At 72.7% G+C, this 17345-nt stretch carries 20 protein-coding genes and 1 pseudogene; 7 read left to right on the top strand and 14 right to left on the bottom strand.

Translation table 11 applies throughout. From position 1 onward, the window contains the following. Positions 1 to 36: 36 nt before the first annotated feature. Together BLW04_RS20845 and BLW04_RS20840 are read right to left on the bottom strand one after the other, a co-directional pair. Positions 37 to 528, bottom strand: a complete 492-nt coding sequence (locus BLW04_RS20845) for a GtrA family protein (protein ID WP_175484185.1) — start codon at positions 526 to 528, stop codon at positions 37 to 39. After that, on the bottom strand, positions 525 to 1718 hold the full coding sequence (locus tag BLW04_RS20840; RefSeq protein WP_175484184.1) for a glycosyl hydrolase family 8: 1194 nt from the start codon (positions 1716 to 1718) through the stop codon (positions 525 to 527). Before BLW04_RS20840 ends, BLW04_RS20845 begins: the two co-directional genes overlap by 4 nt. A 676-nt stretch (positions 1719 to 2394) precedes the next feature. Between BLW04_RS20840 and BLW04_RS20835 the strand changes: the two genes are divergently transcribed. Next, positions 2395 to 2697: an STAS domain-containing protein gene (locus tag BLW04_RS20835; RefSeq protein WP_175484183.1), complete on the top strand. Its 303-nt coding sequence runs from the start codon at positions 2395 to 2397 to the stop codon at positions 2695 to 2697. 62 nt (positions 2698 to 2759) lie between these two features. Here the strand turns inward: BLW04_RS20835 and BLW04_RS20830 are convergent, their stop codons facing one another. Continuing rightward, positions 2760 to 3122 (bottom strand): STAS domain-containing protein, encoded by a 363-nt coding sequence (locus BLW04_RS20830; RefSeq protein WP_091546914.1) that lies wholly within the window; start codon positions 3120 to 3122, stop codon positions 2760 to 2762. 144 nt (positions 3123 to 3266) lie between these two features. On the opposite strand from BLW04_RS20830, the gene BLW04_RS20825 reads away from it, so the two are divergent. Genes BLW04_RS20825 through BLW04_RS20815 form a run of 3 tightly spaced genes read left to right on the top strand, consistent with a single transcriptional unit; the run spans position 3267 to position 5970 of the window. Next, positions 3267 to 3983 (top strand): response regulator transcription factor, encoded by a 717-nt coding sequence (locus BLW04_RS20825; RefSeq protein WP_175484182.1) that lies wholly within the window; start codon positions 3267 to 3269, stop codon positions 3981 to 3983. Next, entirely contained in the window at positions 3980 to 5353 is a 1374-nt protein-coding gene (locus BLW04_RS20820; RefSeq protein WP_091546912.1) for a sensor histidine kinase, read from the top strand. The genes BLW04_RS20825 and BLW04_RS20820 overlap by 4 nt, the downstream gene beginning before the upstream one ends. After that, positions 5350 to 5970 (top strand): GerMN domain-containing protein, encoded by a 621-nt coding sequence (locus BLW04_RS20815; RefSeq protein ID WP_091546908.1) that lies wholly within the window; start codon positions 5350 to 5352, stop codon positions 5968 to 5970. The genes BLW04_RS20820 and BLW04_RS20815 overlap by 4 nt, the downstream gene beginning before the upstream one ends. Positions 5971 to 5988: 18 nt before the next feature. Here BLW04_RS20815 and BLW04_RS20810 read toward each other — a convergent pair whose 3' ends face one another. Beyond that, complete coding sequence (locus BLW04_RS20810; protein WP_175484181.1) at positions 5989 to 7554, bottom strand: Na+/H+ antiporter; 1566 nt, start codon at positions 7552 to 7554, stop codon at positions 5989 to 5991. Positions 7555 to 8404: 850 nt separating this feature from the next. Here BLW04_RS20810 and helR point away from each other — a divergent pair. Continuing rightward, positions 8405 to 10564 (top strand): RNA polymerase recycling motor ATPase HelR, encoded by a 2160-nt coding sequence (helR, locus tag BLW04_RS20805; protein ID WP_091546903.1) that lies wholly within the window; start codon positions 8405 to 8407, stop codon positions 10562 to 10564. A gap of 277 nt (positions 10565 to 10841) precedes the next feature. Here helR and BLW04_RS20800 read toward each other — a convergent pair whose 3' ends face one another. Then, positions 10842 to 11126, bottom strand: coding sequence for a hypothetical protein (locus tag BLW04_RS20800; protein ID WP_091546901.1), 285 nt, complete (start codon positions 11124 to 11126; stop codon positions 10842 to 10844). Positions 11127 to 11710: 584 nt separating this feature from the next. Between BLW04_RS20800 and BLW04_RS20795 the strand changes: the two genes are divergently transcribed. Then, positions 11711 to 11941 carry a hypothetical protein gene (locus BLW04_RS20795; RefSeq protein WP_091546898.1) on the top strand — a complete coding sequence of 77 codons (231 nt, stop codon included), beginning with the start codon at positions 11711 to 11713 and terminating at the stop codon, positions 11939 to 11941. Between the two features lie 266 nt (positions 11942 to 12207). Here the strand turns inward: BLW04_RS20795 and amaP are convergent, their stop codons facing one another. The 9 genes and pseudogenes from amaP to BLW04_RS20745 form a co-directional block, all read right to left on the bottom strand. Beyond that, on the bottom strand, positions 12208 to 12891 hold the full coding sequence (amaP, locus tag BLW04_RS20790; RefSeq protein ID WP_094030671.1) for an alkaline shock response membrane anchor protein AmaP: 684 nt from the start codon (positions 12889 to 12891) through the stop codon (positions 12208 to 12210). Next, positions 12888 to 13415 (bottom strand): DUF6286 domain-containing protein, encoded by a 528-nt coding sequence (locus tag BLW04_RS20785; protein ID WP_091546893.1) that lies wholly within the window; start codon positions 13413 to 13415, stop codon positions 12888 to 12890. The genes amaP and BLW04_RS20785 overlap by 4 nt, the downstream gene beginning before the upstream one ends. A gap of 3 nt (positions 13416 to 13418) precedes the next feature. Then, positions 13419 to 13841: an Asp23/Gls24 family envelope stress response protein gene (locus tag BLW04_RS20780; RefSeq protein WP_091546889.1), complete on the bottom strand. Its 423-nt coding sequence runs from the start codon at positions 13839 to 13841 to the stop codon at positions 13419 to 13421. Beyond that, a complete protein-coding gene (locus BLW04_RS20775) occupies positions 13838 to 14023 on the bottom strand; it encodes a hypothetical protein (protein WP_091546886.1) in 186 nt (61 codons plus the stop codon). The genes BLW04_RS20780 and BLW04_RS20775 overlap by 4 nt, the downstream gene beginning before the upstream one ends. A gap of 307 nt (positions 14024 to 14330) precedes the next feature. Continuing rightward, complete coding sequence (locus BLW04_RS20765; protein WP_175484180.1) at positions 14331 to 14720, bottom strand: Asp23/Gls24 family envelope stress response protein; 390 nt, start codon at positions 14718 to 14720, stop codon at positions 14331 to 14333. After that, the gene (locus BLW04_RS20760) at positions 14717 to 15193 is read right to left on the bottom strand and encodes an Asp23/Gls24 family envelope stress response protein (RefSeq protein ID WP_091546881.1); all 477 of its coding nucleotides are present in this window, start codon (positions 15191 to 15193) and stop codon (positions 14717 to 14719) included. Before BLW04_RS20760 ends, BLW04_RS20765 begins: the two co-directional genes overlap by 4 nt. Positions 15194 to 15307: 114 nt before the next feature. Continuing rightward, entirely contained in the window at positions 15308 to 15979 is a 672-nt protein-coding gene (locus tag BLW04_RS20755) for an Asp23/Gls24 family envelope stress response protein (protein ID WP_091546879.1), read from the bottom strand. 9 nt (positions 15980 to 15988) lie between these two features. After that, positions 15989 to 16558, bottom strand: a complete 570-nt coding sequence (locus BLW04_RS20750; RefSeq protein ID WP_175484179.1) for an RNA polymerase sigma factor — start codon at positions 16556 to 16558, stop codon at positions 15989 to 15991. 189 nt (positions 16559 to 16747) lie between these two features. Continuing rightward, positions 16748 to 16918: pseudogene (locus BLW04_RS20745) on the bottom strand (transposase); the annotation flags it as partial. A 205-nt stretch (positions 16919 to 17123) separates the two neighbouring features. Here BLW04_RS20745 and BLW04_RS27695 point away from each other — a divergent pair. Beyond that, the coding region (locus BLW04_RS27695) for a transposase family protein (protein ID WP_139306948.1) at positions 17124 to 17345 on the top strand (222 nt) is incomplete at its 3' end.

Here is a 17345-nt window from a genome sequence, read left to right as displayed (position 1 = left end):
ATGTGTCGCGCGCAACCAGTCTGTGTGAGGGGCGCCTCAGCGCTCGGGGACGCGCTCCGCCAGCGGTTCGCCGACCGGCTGCGGCACCGCGGCCGGGAAGACCCAGCGGCGGTAGCCCAGGTAGCGGATGACCGTGCCCACCGCGATCGAGGCGACGTTCGCCACCTGCAGGACCAGCGGGCTGTCCTGGCCCAGGGGGTGCCGGACGATGCCGACCACGGCCAGGCTCAGCAGCAGGGTGACCCCGTTGATCGCGACGAACAGCAGGTACTCCCGACGCACGCTGCTGCGCTCCCGGGAGGAGAACGACCAGTAGCGGTGCGCCAGGTACGCAACGGTCATCGACACCAGCGTCGAGATGAGCTTCGACGTCACCGCGCCGAGCCCGACGGAGGCGTAGAGCACCTGGAACAGGACCAGGTCCAGGAGGAAGCAGGCGCCGCCCACCGTCCCGAAGGCGGACAGCTCCCGGACCAGCAGCCGCCAGGCCGATCCCGGCCGGGTAGCCAGGGCCGGGGTCGGCCTCACGGCGCCGCCGGCGCGGGAGGGCAGCCGCCGAGTACGTCGTCGGTGAGCATGAACCGCCCCAGCGCGGCCCACGCCGCACCGTAGTAGGTCGGGGTCAGCTGCGGCAGGTGGTCGGCGTCGACCAGCTCGTCCGCCGCCCGGGCGACGTCCCCGCTGGCGGCGACGGCGGCAGCCTGCCCGGCCGCCGCGACGGCGGACTCGGTCTCGGCCATCGGCGCACCTCCGAGGTCCAGCTCCGCGGCGTCGCCCCCGCGGTCCAGCGGTGCCAGCATCTCCGCGGCCAGGGCGCGATCGGCCGGGTCGCAGGACTCGGCGAACCGGATGGGCGTGCGCGCGGCGTCGTAGCCGTAGCGAACGCTCTGCCCCCGCCCCTGAGCGCCGGGCATGGCGTCCACCCGGCCGTCGGCATGGACCTGCGCCCAGTCCGGCGGCAGCGGCGCCTGGTCGAGCAGCGTCGCGGTCACCGTCCGGCTGCCCGTGTCCAGCTCGGCCCACCGGGGGTCACCGGAGGCGGCGGCCAGCACCGCGCTCGCCGCCGGGGAGGCGTAGCTCGGGTTGTAGGCGTAGGGCTCGGTCATCGCCCACTGACCGGCGGCGAGGATTCGCCCGGCGTCGGTCTGCACCGTCTCCAGGTCCAGCACCGCCTTCCCCAGCCGCACGCCGTCCGCGGTGTACGAGGGGTCGCCGAACGCCGTGCCGGCCAGCACCAGCGCGCGGGCGGCGTCCAGGTCGGCGTCCGACGCGGAGGACCGGTCCTGGACCGAGCCGTCGTTCCAACGCCAGCTCAGCAGCCCGTCCGGGCGCTGCAGATTCTCCGCCGTCCAGTTCCAGACCGCGCGGAAGGTCTTGTCGTCACCGACGCCGACCGCGACGAGCATGGCGTAGGCCTGCCCCTCGCTGACGGTGTCCCCGCCCTGGTCGGTGCGGACCACGCGGCCGTCCGGGTCGACGAACCCGTCGAGGAAGGCGGTCCCTGCCTCGGCGGCGGTGTAGGTCACCAGACCACCGGGGGCCACGCCCGGGATGGCGGTCGACTCCGCCCCCGAGCTGCTGGCCGGCGGGCGGCCGACCGCGCCGCCGTCGGCCCGCGGGTCGCCTCCACCACCCATGACCAGGCCGACGGACAGGGCGGCGAGGACGACGGCGAGTGCGCCGACGGCGACCAGGGTCAGGCGCAGGCGTCGGCTCACCAGGTCGACTCGCGGCGGCGGGCGGCCGCCAGGGCGACCACGAGGACAGGTCCAGGGGCAGGTGTCACGGGGGGAGCCTCTCGGTGCGGGGCGGGCAGGAGTCGCCGTCTCCGCGTCGTCGGCAGAGAGCAGGCGTCCGTGCGCCGAGCCAGGTGTACGGACGTCGCGGGTGGCCTCGATGCCTGCCGCGGGTGGCTCGCCGGGAACGTCGTCGTCTGCCCGCTCGAGCCTGTTGTGCCGGTTGTGCCGGTGTGGCGCCTGACGCCCTGTGGTTCGGCCTGCCCCACCGGTTCGGTTCATCGGGGTGCAGGACGAGTCTCACGGCGAGACGGGACCAGATCGGCCGTGACCCAGTGTGTGCAGGATCCGGGCCGAAAGCGAACCGAATTCCGTGCCCTGTCGTGTGAGATCCCGCCGAGACGCCTTGTCATGCACGATGCGCGGACGCGTCCGCACCCTGCGTGATCGGCGATCGACCAGATTGGATGACGATCCGGAACGTGGCGCGGGAAGGCGAGGCCCTCAGATGCAGATGTGACGGGTCCGTGACAGTTCCGCCGTTCGCTGTCCCCCGGCGCCACCGGCTGCCACGCTCGGTGGCAGAGGACATCGCCTCCGACAGGAGCCCGACCCCATCCCGATCACCCAGCACGACACCGACAGTCCGGAGGACGACGTGATCCCCACCCGCTCGCAGCACCCGGCAGCAGGACCCGCGCTGAGCGAGGTGATCGACGGGCGGACCGGAAAGGTCAGGGTCAGTGGGCACCTGACACCCCAGGGCGCCGATCTGCTCCGTGGCACCGTCGAGGGTCTGCGCCGACTCGGCCACTCGACGGTCGTCCTGGACCTGGCCGACGTGCAGGCCGCCGACGACGTCGGCCTGCACGTCCTGCAGAACCTGCGCAGCCGCATGGCCGCCGCCGGCGACGAGCTGCTGCTGCGGAACGCCCCCGCGGAGGTGGCGAGCAGCGTCTGAACCAGGCCGCCCGCCCTCCGGACGCCCCTGCCCCCCGGCGGTCCGGCTCGGGGCCGGGCGGTTCAGCTCGCTGCGTGCCCCGGCCTGTCCTCCAGGTGCAGGACCCGCCACAGTCCCGTGCGGTGCAGCAGGCCCTCGGTGCGCCGGTTCACGCCGCGCAGGACGACGGCGCCACCGCGCGCCCGGCAGGTCCGGTGCGCCCAGAGGAGGCTCGCGACCGCGCTGCTGGACAGCTGCCGGACATCGGTCAGGTCCACGACGAGCCGGCGCGCCCCGGCCAGCAGCGCGTCGTGCAGGAGCCACCGCAGGTCGGCCAGGCCGTCGGCGAGCAACGCCTCGGTCAGCCGGATCACCACGTGCCCGTCGTTCTTGGGCTGGGAGGCATCGGGCGTGGCCGGCGGCCGGCCGATGGCGGTGATGGTCATCGGCGACACTCCTCTGCAGCTCATCCGTGGTCGGTCCCTCTGGGAACGAGAGTCGTCGGCGGACCTTGCGAACAACCCGCCGTCGCTTTGCGATCGCGTGACGGCTTGCTGGACGGCGCGGTCGGACGTGCCCCAGATGGCAGCATGGGTCGGGTGTCGCCGCGCCTGCTCCTGGTCGAGGACGACGACCACATCCGCACCCCGTTGCGTTGGGCGCTAGAGGACGAGGGCTACGAGGTCGCCGAGGCGGCCAGCGGCGAGGACGCGTGCCGGCAGGTGGCTGCCGCCGTTCCGGACCTGATGGTCGTCGACCTGATGCTCGGCGCGATGGACGGCTTCGCGGTCATCCGTGAGGTCCGTCGAGCCCACGACCTTCCGATCGTGGTCGTCAGTGCCCGGGCGGACACGCACGACATCGTCGCGGCCCTGGAGGCCGGCGCTGACGACTACGTCACCAAGCCGTTCCAGGTGAAGGAGATCACCGCGCGGCTGCGGGCACTGCGCCGCCGGGCCGGTGCCGGTGGCGGCCCGGACGAGCGGCCGCAGGAGGTCGTCCTCGACCACGACATGGCTGGCAACCTCGTCCTGCGGCCGGAGCGTGGCTCCGTCCACCGGGGGGACCAGCAGGTGCACCTGACGCTCACGGAGTTCCGGCTGCTGTGCGAGCTGGCCGCCTCCACCGGGCGCGTGCTGAGCCGGCAGGCGCTGCTGGAGCGGGTGTGGGAGCACGGGTTCTTCGGCGACGAGCGCCTGGTGGACGTGCACGTCCGCCGGCTGCGCACCAAGGTCGAGCGGGATCCCAGCGCGCCCCGGCTGGTGGTGACCGTCCGGGGCCTGGGTTACCGGCTGGACCCGCAGTGAGGCTGGCGCTCGCGCCACGGCGGCTGCGGGCGCGGATCGTGGTGGCCTTCGCCGTCGGGGCGCTGCTGGTCTCCGCGGTCCTGGTGGCGACCACGTTCTCACTCGCCCGCGGCTACCTGCTGGACCAGCGGGAGAGTTCGGTGACCCGCCAGGCGTTCACCGATGCGAACGTCCTGGCCAGCCGGTTGTCCACGGCGGGGAGCCAGGTGGGTGACGAGCTGAGCGACCTCGTCCCCTCCGGGGGTTTCGACGTCGTCGTCCGCAGCGGGGGCTCCTGGTACTCCTCGCGGCTGGACGTCGGCGCGCGGGACGTCCCCGGCGAGTTGCAGGACCTGGTGGTGGCGGGGGCGGCCGGCACCGCCCGGATCAGCACGCCGACCGGTCCGCATCTGGTGGTCGGAGTGCCGATCGTGGCTGCCGGCGTGCAGTTCTACGAGGTGGCCCCGCTGGTGGAGCTGCAGGCCGTGCTCCGCACCCTGGCGGCCGTGCTCGGCGCGGGCGCACTGACCGCCACGGCCGCCGGTGCGCTATTCGGGGCCTGGGCCAGCCGGCGGGTCGTGCAGCCGCTGGAGCAGGTGGCCGGTGCCGCGACGCGGATCGCCGGCGGCGAGCTCGGGATCCGGTTGCCGCCCACCGAGGACCCGGACCTGCTCGCCATCGTCGCCAGCTTCAACAGCATGGTCGACGCGTTGGCGTCCCGAATCGACCGGGACGCCCGCTTCGTGGGCGACGTCAGCCACGAGTTGCGCAGTCCGCTCACCAGCCTGGTCACCAGCGTCGAGGTGCTGGGTGCCCGCCGGGAGGAGCTGTCGGCGCGGGGACAGCAGGCGCTGGCCCTCGTGGAGGGCGAGCTGGGGCGTTTCCGGCACATGCTCGATGACCTGCTGGAGCTGGCCCGGGTCGACGGCGCCCCGCTGGAGGAGTCCGCGGAGCCCGTGTCGCTGTCGGCGCTGGTCCGGGAGGTGCTGTTGCGGCGGGGATGTGTCGATGACCTGCTGCAGGCCGGTCCCGACGCGGAGACGACCGTCCGTGGCGACAAGATCCGGCTCGAGCGGGCGGTCACCAACCTGCTCGACAACGCCGACCGGCATGCCGGTGGGGTGTCCGGCGTCCGGGTGGAGCAGCGGGACGGCTCGGTCGTGGTGCTCGTGGACGACGTCGGCCCCGGGGTGCCACCGGCCGAGCGCGAGCGGGTCTTCGAGCGGTTCTCCCGGGGTGCGGGGGCGGCGCGCCGGTCCTCGCCCGGGGCGGGGCTGGGCCTGTCCATCGTCGAGGAGACCGCCACCCGGCACGGCGGTGTCGCCTGGTGCTCCGCCAACCCGGCCGGCGGGGCACGCTTCACCCTGTCGATCCCCCGGGCGTCCCGATGACCGCCGTCCGCCGGAGGCGCCTGGTGGGCACGGTGCTCACGCTGGCCGCCCTGACAGCCGGCTGCAGCGTGCCGACCGGCGGTGCGCCGGAGCCCATCGCCGCCGCTGACGTGCCCTACGGCCTCGCGTCGCCGACCTCGTCGGCCAGCGCCACGCCGACCTCACCCACCCGGCTCGACCAGCCGCGCGTCTACCTGATCGGCGACGACGGTGCGCTGGTACCCCGCGGCCGGGACCTGGCCGGCGGGACGCTGGGTGAGCGGCTCGACGAGCTGCTCGCCGACCTGGCCTCCGGTCCGACGGCGACCGAGTTGACCGACCAGCTGTCGACGGCGCTGCACCCGGACACGACGTTGTCGGCGGACGAGCTGACCGGGACCACCGTGACCATCGACCTGGGAGGCAGCGCCGACGCGCCGACCGGCGAGGAGAGCAAGCGGGCGGTCGGGCAGATCGTGCTCACCGCGACCAGCCTGCCGGGGATCGAGGCGGTGCTGCTGACCCGGTCCGGCCAGCGGGTCGACGCTCCGCTGCCGTCGGGACAGCTGACGTCGCAGCCCCTCGCATCGGCGGACTACGCGTCCCTGCTGACTCCCACCACCGCCCCGCCGTCCTGATCCCGGAGCTGCTCGCGTTCAGGAGTCGTAGCGGAGCGCCCTGGCCTCGACGTCGAACAGCACCTCGTCGGCCGCGGCGGGACTGATGTCACCGCTGCGCCGGGCCTGCAGGACCGCGTCCCGTTCCGCCTCGGTCGCCTGGGCCAGCAGGTTCCGCAGCTGCGGGCCGGCCTGCGCGCCACCGACGTCACCGTCGACGAGGCCGTCCACCTGTCTGCGGTATCCCAATCGGCTCTCGTACTGCTGCACCACGGCGTTGCGCACCTCCGAGGGCACGTCATCGACTCCTCGGAGATGCGCCAGTGCCGCCTCGGCCACCAGCCGGTGCAACCGGCGGACGTCGACCTGGACGTCCGCGTCGCTGGCCACCCCCAGCCTGCGGATCAGCGGCGCGAGCGTCAGCCCCTGCAGGACAAGGGTGACGATGACGACCAGGAGGGCGACGACGACGACCTCGTTGCGCGCGGGGAATGGGGCCCCGCCGTCCACGGTCTGCGGTAGCGCCAGGGCGGTCGCGACCGTCACCACGCCCCGCATCCCGGCCCACGAGGCGACCGCGGACTCCCGCCAGCCGTACGGCGTGCCCGAGCCGCTGCGCCGGGCCCGACGTCCGGCCAGCCCGGAGGCGGTGAACATCGCCGCCGCCCGGGCCACGACCAACACCCCGATGACGGCGCCGGTCACCGCCAGGGTGCGGCCGTCGTCGAGCAGCGACGTGGAGCCCAGCACGCTGGTCAGCTCGACACCGAGGAAGGCGAACAGCAGACCGCTGACGGCGAACTCCACGTACTGCCACACCGAGCGTCCGAGCAGCCATCCCGCCGAGGTGACCTCCCGGGAGACCGTGGCACGCAGAAAGAGCCCGGCGACCAGCACTGCCAGAACGCCGGAGGCGCCGACCTCCTCGGCCACCAGGTAGAGCGCGAAGGGCACCGCGACAGTCACTGTCGTCTCCGCTGACGGATCGTGCAGCAGGCCCAGCGCCCGGCGGGCCAGCCAGCCACCGGCCAGTCCCAGAGCGCTCCCCCCGAGGACGGCGATGACCAGACCGAGACCGACCTGGGCCACCGTGACTCCGCCGGCGACCACGGCCATCACCGCGAGCTGGTAGATGACCAGCGCCGTGGCGTCGTTGAACTGACCCTCGCCCTCGAGGAGGGTGACCAGTCGGGGAGGCAGGTGCAGTCGGCTCGCCACCGCGCTTGCCGCCACCGGGTCCGGCGGGGCGGCAATGCCGCCGAGCACGGCGGCCACTGCCCAGGGCAGCCCCAGCGCGTGCCCCACCACGGTGACGAGCGCCGCGGTGGCGAGGGTGAGCCCCACGGCAAGACCGAGGATCGGCCGCGCGGCCGTCCGCAACTCACGGATCGAGGTGGTCTGCGTGGCGGCGAACAGCAGCGGTGGCAACACCAAGGGCAGAATCAGATCTGGCGGCAGGTCGGGTGAGGGAACTCCGGGAACGAGGCCGAGCGCCAGCCCGTAGATGGTCAACAGCACCGGCTGCGGGACACCGATCCGGTCGGCGACCGGCGTCAGGACCACGACCCCCACCACGAGCAAGCCCAGCAATGCAACAGCCCCCACAGGATCGATCGTGGGGGCAGCCGACGGTTGCGGCCAGCCGACGGACCTGGCCCCCCTGGCCGAGGCGTGGGACGACGGACGGGTCGGCCTGTACGCCGGGGACAATTCCAGCGTTTCCTGACACGTCCAACTGTTCGCTGATATCGCGTTTGACCAGCGCCTTTGCCGTTCGCCGGCGTTGGGCGTGTCGGGGGCTTCCTGGAATTGCTGTGGACTGACCGAGGACAGGTCAACGCCCGCAGGCTCAGTCTGGACCGCAAGGATCCAGCCACCTGCCGAGGTTGCGGGTGCTTCAGGGCGGATGTCGGGGCCGCCGACACCTGCGAGGACTGCGCCCAGCCCGGCGTGGACCAGCACCTCCACGCGGTGCGAGACCGTCGGCTGCGACAAAGCGACTGGCTCGGTCAGACCGCAGATAGCACGCCTCACCACCGCCGCACGAGGCAGGTGGGAGACCCTCCCGGGCCGGCGGCACCGCTGTACGCGGCGCGGCGCCCCTTCGCGAGGAGGTGGTCCTTCTACAACGGACAACAACAGGGAAAGGAGAGCACCCACCTCTTCACTCTCAACTTATAGCGCACCGGGGGGCTTGCGGCAAGACCCCGGTCGCGGCGCAAGATCGCCGGCCGAGGCCAGAACCTGCGGACATGGGAGTCGCGACATGGGTGTGTTGTCGTCGATGTATGGGTCCCGCGGGGACGTCGAACCGATGGTGGAACTCGCGGTGCGGTTACGGGCGCTCGGCGCGGAGGTGCGGCTTGCGCGCCGCCGGACACGGCAGAGCCCAGCCGCGCTCGTGAGCGCCGACATTGCGATGCGAAGTCACGAACCTCAGATCGGAGCTGATGACGTGAACCCTCCGACTGCCAGCGCGTTCGACCTTTCCGACCACCTCACCGCCAAGGCCGACCCGACGCTGATCGCCGGCGACGAGCAGCACTTCGCGGCCATCGCGGAGAGCCTCGAGCAGTCGATCGCCGACCTGTCCGGCCGCCTCGATGCCGAGCGCAAGGCCCCCGGCGGCATTGGCCAGGCGGCGATGGACCGGGACATGGAGGTCCACCGGCTCTCTACTCGCCTGCGCACCCTGCGTCGCTTCGGTGTGGATCTGTGCCTGGGACACATCGTCGGCGCAGACGACCCCAAGCCCGTGTACGTCGGACGACTCGGCCTCACGGACAGCGCGGGTCGCCAGCTGCTGGTCGACTGGCGCTCCCCCGCGGCTGAGCCGTTCTTCGGAGCGACCCACGCCAACCCGATGGGTCTGGCGAGCCGCCGCAGGTATCGCTGGACCCGCGGGCGGATCAGCGACTACTGGGACGAGGTTTTCACCTCGGACGGGTTCGGGGGGCACGCCGCGCTGGACGATCAGTCCGCCTTCATCGCCAGCCTGGGCAGCGACCGGTCGCCCCGGATGCGGGACGTGCTCGGCACCATCCAGGCCGACCAGGACGCCATCATCCGCGAGGGATCCCGCGGCGCTCTCGTCGTCGACGGCGGCCCGGGTACGGGGAAGACGGTCGTCGCGCTGCACCGCACCGCCTACCTCCTCTACTCCGACCCTCGCCTCGGTCACCACCGGTGCGGCGTGCTGTTCGTCGGTCCGCACCAGCCCTACCTGGCCTACGTCGCCGACGTCCTCCCCAGCCTCGGCGAGGAGGGCGTGCAAATCTGCACCCTGCGGGACCTCGTTGCCGAGGGCGCCGCGGCAGCGGTCGAGACCGACCCGCACGTAGCCCTCCTGAAGTCGTCCGCGGACCTGGTGGCGGCGATCGAGACGGCCGTCCGGTTCTACGAGGAGCCGCCTCCCAAGGGGATGACGGTCGAGACCGACTCGTCGGACATCTGGCTGAGCGCCGACGACTGGGCCGATGCCTTCGAAGGACCGGACCCCGGTACCCCGCACAACGAGGCTCGCGACCAGGTCTGGGAGGAGCTGCTCACGATCCAGGTGGACAAGCGCGACGGCGACGAACCGGATGACCTGCTCAGGACGTCGCTGCAGCAGAACGAGGAGCTGGTCACGACCTTCAACCGGGCGTGGCCGCTGCTCGACGCGGCTGACCTCGTCGGAGACCTGTGGTCGGTGCCCGCCTACCTGCGGACGTGCTCCCCCTGGCTCAGCCGGGACGACGTCCGGGCACTGCAGCGCGGGGACGCCCGGGCCTGGACGGTGGCCGACCTGCCGCTCCTGGATGCAGCCCGGCAGCGACTCGGCGACCCGGAGGCGTCCCGGCGGAAGCGTCGGCAGCAGGCCGCTGTCGCCGCCGAACGCGAGCGCATGGCCACCGTCATCGACGACCTGATCGCGGCCGACGACTCCGAGCTGCTGCTGATGACGAGCCTGCGCCATCAGGACCTACGGGATGCCCTGGTCGACGAGGCCGCGCTGCCCGGCACCGACCCGGACCTGCTCGCCGGCCCGTTTGCGCACGTCGTCGTGGACGAGGCCCAGGAACTGACCGACGCGGAGTGGCAGATGCTGATGCTCCGCTGCCCGTCCCGGAGCTTCACCATCGTCGGGGACCGGGCCCAGGCCAGGCACGGGTTCACGGAGTCGTGGCAGGAACGGCTCGAGCGGATCGGGCTCGACCGGATCGACCTGGCCTCCCTGAGCATCAACTACCGGACGCCGGAAGAGGTCATGGCGGAAGCCGAGCCGGTCATCCGGGCCGTGCTCCCGGACGCCAACGTGCCGACCTCCATCCGCAGCAGCAATGTCCCCGTCGTACACGGATCTGCTTCGGAGCTTGGCTCGATCCTCGACACCTGGCTCGCCGCCCATGCCGAGGGGATCGCCTGCGTCGTCGGCGATCCTGCCTTCCGGGCAGGGTTCCAGTCACGGCCCCGCGTCCGGTCGCTGACCCCGGACCTGGTGAAGGGGCTCGAGTTCGACCTGGTCGTGCTCGTCGACCCGGAGGCGTTCGGCACGGGCATCGAAGGAGCGGCCGACCGCTACGTCGCGATGACCCGGGCGACCCAGCAACTCGTCATCCTCACGAGCTCCTGACGTCGGCCCCGACGTCGTCGAGCGTGCACCCCGCTGAACGCACAGGTGCTGTTCAGCGGGGGGCGAGCGAGCCGACGGATCCGACGACGACCCATGCGTAGGCCCGGGCGGTAAGCCGTCCGCGGTCTCCGCCGGCTCGGGGACCGATGGCTGACCATGGAACTTCCCTCACCCGACGGGAGCGCGGCGGGCAGTTGGCCCGGCTCCGCCTGCACTGGCTCGGGCGGGCGGGCGTCGGCCGCCGCGCCCGCCCGAACGTGCAACGACAGCTGACGGCTCAGGCCGACAGCCGGTCCACCGCCCCCGCGCTGAGCAGCAGCCCGGCCGTGGTGAGCGCGGCCAGCAGCCGGTCGGCCCGCTCGCGGAGCAGCCCGGAGGCCGCCGCGTCGAGGCCGTCGGACCCGTCGTCCAGGCACTGCGCCAGCAGCGCCAGGATCTCGGGTGGGGGTCCGGCAGCGGGCCGCTTCGGGGCAAGGATGCGAGTGACCATCCCGCACGGGCAGGACCCGCCGGTCGCCGGGGCCAGGTGCCTGCCGCCGAAGCACTGTCCAGATTCGAACATCGTCGAACTCAACTCCTCAGTGAGCCAGGCCCCTACGCCGTCCGTGATGGGCCGCGGCACAAGAGTCCCGTCAGTCACTCCTGTAACACGGCGCGGCGCGCCAGTCCGTGTTCATGTCGTGACTTTCGCTACACGATCAGTGTCTGCGTCGAGTGCAGCGCGGCCAACCCGCCACCCGCTCACGGGCGCCCTCGGACCAGGGCCGCGGTGGACTCCGCGCTGAGGGCTGCGGGGGACCCACTGAGGGCCGGACCCCACTGACCGCGTGACCGCTGGTCAGCGGGAGGCGACGGACGAGTCGGCCTGTACGCCGGGGACAGTTCTGGCGCTTTTGGTGGCGTTCGACTATTACTGAATACGGCCTCTGAGCTGGACTTTCACCGTTTGCCCGCGTTGGCTCCGAACGGGTGTCCACGGAATTACTGAGGACTGATTGAGGACAGGTGGGCGCCCGCTGACTCAATCTGGACCGCAAGCATCGGGCCACGTCGTAGGTGGGGGTGCGGACTACCGACGGTTTGCCATCGGCTGCCGCGGGTGGCGGAGTCAGCTGGCACCCTCCGCTGGGGTGGGCTCGACGCGCGGTGAATGAGCAGGCGCGCTTCAGCGACAGGACATGGCATCCCCTCAAGGAGGTCGGCGAGCTGCCTGGCGCCGGGTGCGTCGTCGTCAACTCGCTGCGGCCTCGCCGGGCGATGAAGACCCCGCCCGGCTCGTGGACCCAGAACTACTTCCCGACGTTTGACAATTTACGATTGTCGACGAAAAGCGCCGCTGAGCTGCGCTTTCGCCCGTTTGTCCTCGCGAGCCGGTGAGTGCCGCGATTGGACGTTTTGCGGACTGGCCGCGGACCAGGGTCGTGTGCGTCCCGGCCCTCTCACCCTCTCGGGACACAGCTGCCGCTCCCCACTCGGATCAGCGTGCCGCCTGCGGCGGAGGGGATCCGTCCGGACCTACTCCGGAGGACAGCTGCGCCGGCTCGGCGTCGCCTTGGCGTCCCCGGACTCGACCGGCCCGGGACAGGGTGAGCGGTGGTATGCCGGCGTCGATCGGGTCAGGTGACTGCTGGGAGCTGTCCGGTTCACCGAACGTCGCGGTGCTGGGTGCGCGGGAGCTGCAGCTCCAGTCGGGTGGGCAGATGGTCGGTGCTGAGGGCCTGGCGGGCGTGCGGGATCGCCTCGACGGTGATGCGCCGGTGGATTTCGGCGGGCCCGACGCGGCCGTCTAGGGCCACTGTCAGGGACAACCTCGGGGCTGTGCTCGTGCCGGAGAGGTGTGCCGCGGCGCGGGTGACGCCGTGGTAGCCCTCGATCTCACTGGTCACGGCGTCGGTCAAGGCGCTGGCGCTGAGAGTTGTGTGTCCGCGCGGCGGGTCGGTGGCCAGGCGCAGCTGGCTCACCCGGTTGGAGCGGGCCTGGCTGAGCAGCCACCACAGGCAGAGCAGGGCCAGCAGGGCGGCGGCGATGGCGACGACGGGCCAGAACCAGCGGTTGGCTGCGACGAAGTCCTCGACTGCCGGGCCGAGGACCGGCTGGTCGCTGAGGCGGCGGCCGAACGGCCCGAGGGCGGTGGCCAGCCCGGCGGCACCGGCGGCCACAAGTAGCAGACCGAGCACGGTGAGGATTGTCCGGTTGACGCGGACGGTGCGGGGGGCACGGGTTTCCGCCGCGAGCCTGGCCGGCCCTCGAGCGGTGGGCGCGACCTGCTGGCCGCCGTCCTCGCTCCGGGTGTCGGTGACGGTGCTGTCCATGCGCGTCTGGCTCATGCCCTCTCCCGAACAGTGCGGACGGCCAGGCGTGGGCTGCGCCGCAGCTGCAGGTCGCTCAGCGCGGATGCGGCGTTGCGCTCGGCCTGGGCGGCGATGTCCGCGGCGTCACGGATCGGCACCTGCAGCCGCAGGCGTGCCCGGCGGGCGCGGACGGTCGCGGCGGCCCGGTGCACGCCGGCAGTCTGGATGGCGGCGTTCTCCAGGACGCGGGCGATACTGCGCGTCGACAGGGTGGTGGTCGTCTGCGGGTCCTGGGACTGAAGTACCAGGTGGGTGCGGCGGCGCGGCTTGAGCTCGGCGGACAGCAGCAGCAGGCCCGCGGCCAGCAGCAACGCGGCGATCGTGACGATCACGCCGGCCGACCACGGGTGCTCCCGGAGGAAGGCCGCGGCCTGCGGGTAGGGCAGCAGCAGCGGGGGTCGGCTCAACGCGGCGTTGATCACCTCGGCGACCACGAGCACACCGAAGGCGAGTCCGGCCAGGCCCAGGACGAGGGCCAGAATGCGATCGAGGGTGCGCATCGCTCAGCTCACCCGCCGTTCGCTGCTCTGCTCGGAGACCAGCGAGGTGACCCGGATATCGACCTGGGCGGCGCGCACCCCGACGAGGTCGGCCAGTTGCTGCACGATTCGGGCGCGGACCTGCTCGGTGACCTCGGTGACCGGCGCGGGCCACGCCACGGACATGACGACGCCGACGACGGCGACGTGCCCGTCGACCTGCGCGGAGACGTGCGGATGATCGGTCTGGGAGCCCACGGAGACACCGAGCACGCGCCGCGGCGCACCGGTCGCCCGGTCCACCTCGGCGGCGGCCTGGCCGGCAATCCGCTCGATCACCCGGTCGGCGATCTCCAGCCGGCCGCGCGTCGCCGCGCCGTCCTCAGCCGCCACGGTGCCGTCGGATGGCCTGGGCGCGTCGTCGCGGACGGTGGTCGGCGTGCTCATCGCCTGCTGCGGTCCCCGCCACCGAGGTAGGGCGTGAGGTCGATCTGGCCCTCGACGACCTTGCCGGCGACGAAGCCGACCAGGCCGAGGATGGCCACGATGAGGAAGGCGACGAAGCCGCCGAAGGCGCCGGCGAAACCGAGGGCGATGCCGACGAGGAGGGCGACGAGGCTGGGGCGCATAGTGGTTCTCCTGGCTCGAAGGAACGGGTGGATCAGCGCAGCGGCCGGGACCGCCGGGCAGGTCGGGGCCCGAGCAGGCGCCGCAGCCACGCTCGGGGGCCCCGGCTCCGCACGACGATCACCCGGTCGGCGCCGGCCGGCCGGCCATCGGGCCGGAGCTCGGCGCGCAGAGCGGCGAGACCGGCGGCGAAGGCCGCCGGATCGCCTCCGACATCGGGATGGTGACGGCGGACGTAGGCGCGCACGAGGCGCCGCCGCTCATGCGCTTCGTCGCTAAATCGCGAAGGGGGCCCGATCGGCATGGGAGCTACGGGGCGCCGGGGGGAAGCCGAAGCGGCCCGATGTCGACGACGACCACGGCATCGACGACGTCGAGCGGGGGCGGCTCGGTGTCGACGTCGTCGATGATGACGTCGACCGCGCTGCCGGGGATCAGCGCCGTCAGCGCGGTTCGGACCTGTCTGGCGACCTCGCGCATCGTGGGGCCGTAGCGGGCCACGACGTGCACCTCGACCTTGGGCGGACTCGGCCCGGCGGACTCCCGGACCACCACCCCGGGCACTCGGCGGCCGGGCAGGTAGGTGCCCAGCCCGCCGATGCCGCCGGTGAGCCGGGCGACCGCCGGGCAGGCAGCGACCGCGGCCGCGACCCGGTCGACGTCCACCCCGTCGACCACCCCGTCGGCCGGCCTGGTCACTGGACCCTGTGCTCGGCCTCGGAGGGCTCGTCGGAGGGCAGGTGGATGTCGTTGACCGCGACGTTGACCTCCACGACTTCCAGGCCGGTCATCCGCTCGAGGTTGGTGATGACGTTGCGCCGGATGCCCGCCGCGAGGTCGGTGATGCGGGCGCCGTATTCGACGACGACGTCGATGTCGACGGCGGCCTGGGTCTCGCCGACCTCGACGGCGACGCCCTGGGCGATGTTCGGGCCGCCGGAGCCGGGGATGCGCTCGCGGATGGCGCCGAAGGCGCGGGCGGCGCCGCCGCCGAGCTGGAAGACGCCGCTGACCTCGCGGGCGGCCATGCCCGCGATCTTGGACACGACGGTGTCGGCGATCGTGATCTTGCCCTGGCGGGTTTCCAGCTGGCTGCCGGCACCGGGGGAGGCCGGCTTGATGGCGGTCGCGCTGCTGCTGTCGGTGGTGGTCGATCCGCTGGGCGTGGTCACCGGTTTGTCCTCTCCTCGACGAATCCCCGAACCGGGGGGCTGCGGTGGGCGGTCACGTAGTAGGACCCGGCCGGCGCGGGATCGTCACGGCCCGCCGCAAATAATCTCCCGCGCTCAGCTGCTGGGCTGGCGCCGGTCCAGGTCGGTGACCTCGACATCGACGGCGGCCACGATCAGCCCGGTCAGGGTGCTCACCTCGGCGCTGACCCGGCGGCGGATCTGCTCGGCCAGCGCCGGCAGCGGAATCCCGGCCGCGGCGGTGACGGCGACGCGGACGACGACCCGCCGACCGGCGACCCCGATGCCGGCCGCCGCGCCGCGCTGGGCGCGGCTGGGCCGATCGGACGGGTACTCGGCGGTGACCGGGCCGAGAGCCGCCGCCGGCGGGGTCACCTGGCCGACGACGGTGCCCACGCCCGGCACACCGGCGACGGCCCGGCGGGCGATCACCGCGACCACCCAGGCGGCGATGCGCGTGACGCCGGGCTGCCCGGTCAGCACGGCGTGCCAGCCATGCGCGGCCATCGCGTGGACCCGCTCCATGATCGTGCTGGTCAGCGTCGGTGGAGCGGTGACGTCCACGGCGGCCAGCCGGCGCACCGGGGTCCACAGGTCGCCCAACTCGGCCAGCGCCGCGCGACAGTGCGGGCAGGTTCCCTGGTGGGCCAGGTCGGCCGGGGGGGTGCTATCGGCCACCTGCTCGAGCAGATCGTCGAGCATCGCGCCGCACGGGACGCGGTCGGGCAGTCCGCGGCCCGGCCGGCCGGGGAGGGGGGCGTCAACCATGGCCGCTGCTCACCGCCAGTCCCGCATCGAAATCAGAAGGGCCCGCCGCGCCCGGGCGATGCGGCCGCGGACGGTCGAGACACTGACATCCAGGATCGCGGCGGCCTCCTCATAGCTGCATCCCTCGAACTGGCGCAGCACCAGGGGTGCCCGGAGCTCGAAGGGAAGGTCGCGGATGGCTGCGCGCAGCGCGCGGTCCCTGAAGGAGGACTGTACGACGTCCGCGGGCTCCTGGGTCGCGGCTGCCGGCAGCTCCGCGGGCAGCGGCCCGGCCGGGCGAGTGCGGGTCAGCTGGTTGCGGGCCCGGTTGAGCACGATGGAGTGCAGCCAGGTCGCGAAAGCCGCGTCCCGGCGGAACTCGGGCAACGCCCGCCAGGCCGCGACCAGCGCGTCCTGCGCGATGTCCTCGGCGGCGTACCGGTCGCCGACCAGCCGATAGGCCACCCGGTACACCCGGTCGCGGTAGCGGCGGACCAGCACCTCAAAGGCCTCGGTCGAGCCGCGCTGCGCCCGCTCGATGAAATAGCCGTCATCCAGCCCGCCACCGTCGGGGGTGACCGGGTCCAGCCGGGGACGCACCGCACCGGGGCGAGCCGAGACGTCCGGGAGCTCTCCAGCGCCCAGTCGCGGCGCTGAGGCCGATGGCGATCCGGGCTGCACCTGCCTCACCCCGCTCCCATGGGACCTTCTGCATTCTGCCCCCAGGCGTGGAACCCGCCCGACGCCAGGGGGCTCAGAATTGGCTCTCCGTCCGGAATCCGTGGGTGGTCATTTCGGGTTTCGACCGGCCAGGTCTGGTCGGCAGCCGCCGAGGGACAGCATCGCCAGGGCGATCAGCGCGTCGGCGGACTTGAATCCGAAGGCGACTCGTTGTAGCAGCCGGATCTTGGTGTTCGTGGACTCGATGAGCCCGTTGGACAGGCCGTGGTTGGGCGTGGCGTCGATGGGTGGCTCGGTGCTTGCGGATCTGCTCGGGGGGCCTCCGGTGCCTGGGTGCTTGCATCGGGATATCGAGGGGATGCGGGCTCTTCGAACTTGAGGGGGAAGAAGGACATGATCTTGTGAGGATCGCGGCCTCGGGCTGAGAAGCCCGTGGCCCCTCGATGCTGACGGTGGATACGAGCCGGCAGCAGAGGGGCCACGAGTGAGTTCAGACGGTACGACGATCCTGTTCGGCCTGCCCGGAGTTCGAGTGCGCGAGGTGCTGCGCGCCGCGGACGGGACCCGGGTCGTGCACGTGATCACCGAGGAGGAGACCGCGGCGGCGTGCCCGGTGTGCGGGGTGGTCTCGACCAGCGTGCGGCAGCGCCGGACGACATCGCCACGGGATCTGCCCTACGGGGAGGCGCCGCTAGCGGTGCGCTGG

Origin of the sequence: Modestobacter sp. DSM 44400, assembly GCF_900107175.1 — a bacterium.
Taxonomy (GTDB): domain Bacteria; phylum Actinomycetota; class Actinomycetes; order Mycobacteriales; family Geodermatophilaceae; genus Modestobacter.
This window is presented reverse-complemented; position numbering and strand designations above follow the sequence as displayed.

What these genes read in the sequence shown, in the direction of transcription:
- BLW04_RS20830 (WP_091546914.1), bottom strand. Translation starts at nt 3,122, where the DNA reads ATGACCATCACCGCCATCGGCCGGCCGCCGGCCACGCCCGATGCCTCC.
- BLW04_RS20825 (WP_175484182.1), top strand. Translation starts at nt 3,267, where the DNA reads ATGGGTCGGGTGTCGCCGCGCCTGCTCCTGGTCGAGGACGACGACCAC.
- BLW04_RS20815 (WP_091546908.1), top strand. Translation starts at nt 5,350, where the DNA reads ATGACCGCCGTCCGCCGGAGGCGCCTGGTGGGCACGGTGCTCACGCTG.
- BLW04_RS20800 (WP_091546901.1), bottom strand. Translation starts at nt 11,126, where the DNA reads ATGTTCGAATCTGGACAGTGCTTCGGCGGCAGGCACCTGGCCCCGGCG.
- amaP (WP_094030671.1), bottom strand. Translation starts at nt 12,891, where the DNA reads ATGAGCCAGACGCGCATGGACAGCACCGTCACCGACACCCGGAGCGAG.
- BLW04_RS20785 (WP_091546893.1), bottom strand. Translation starts at nt 13,415, where the DNA reads ATGCGCACCCTCGATCGCATTCTGGCCCTCGTCCTGGGCCTGGCCGGA.
- BLW04_RS20780 (WP_091546889.1), bottom strand. Translation starts at nt 13,841, where the DNA reads ATGAGCACGCCGACCACCGTCCGCGACGACGCGCCCAGGCCATCCGAC.
- BLW04_RS20775 (WP_091546886.1), bottom strand. Translation starts at nt 14,023, where the DNA reads ATGCGCCCCAGCCTCGTCGCCCTCCTCGTCGGCATCGCCCTCGGTTTC.
- BLW04_RS20755 (WP_091546879.1), bottom strand. Translation starts at nt 15,979, where the DNA reads ATGGTTGACGCCCCCCTCCCCGGCCGGCCGGGCCGCGGACTGCCCGAC.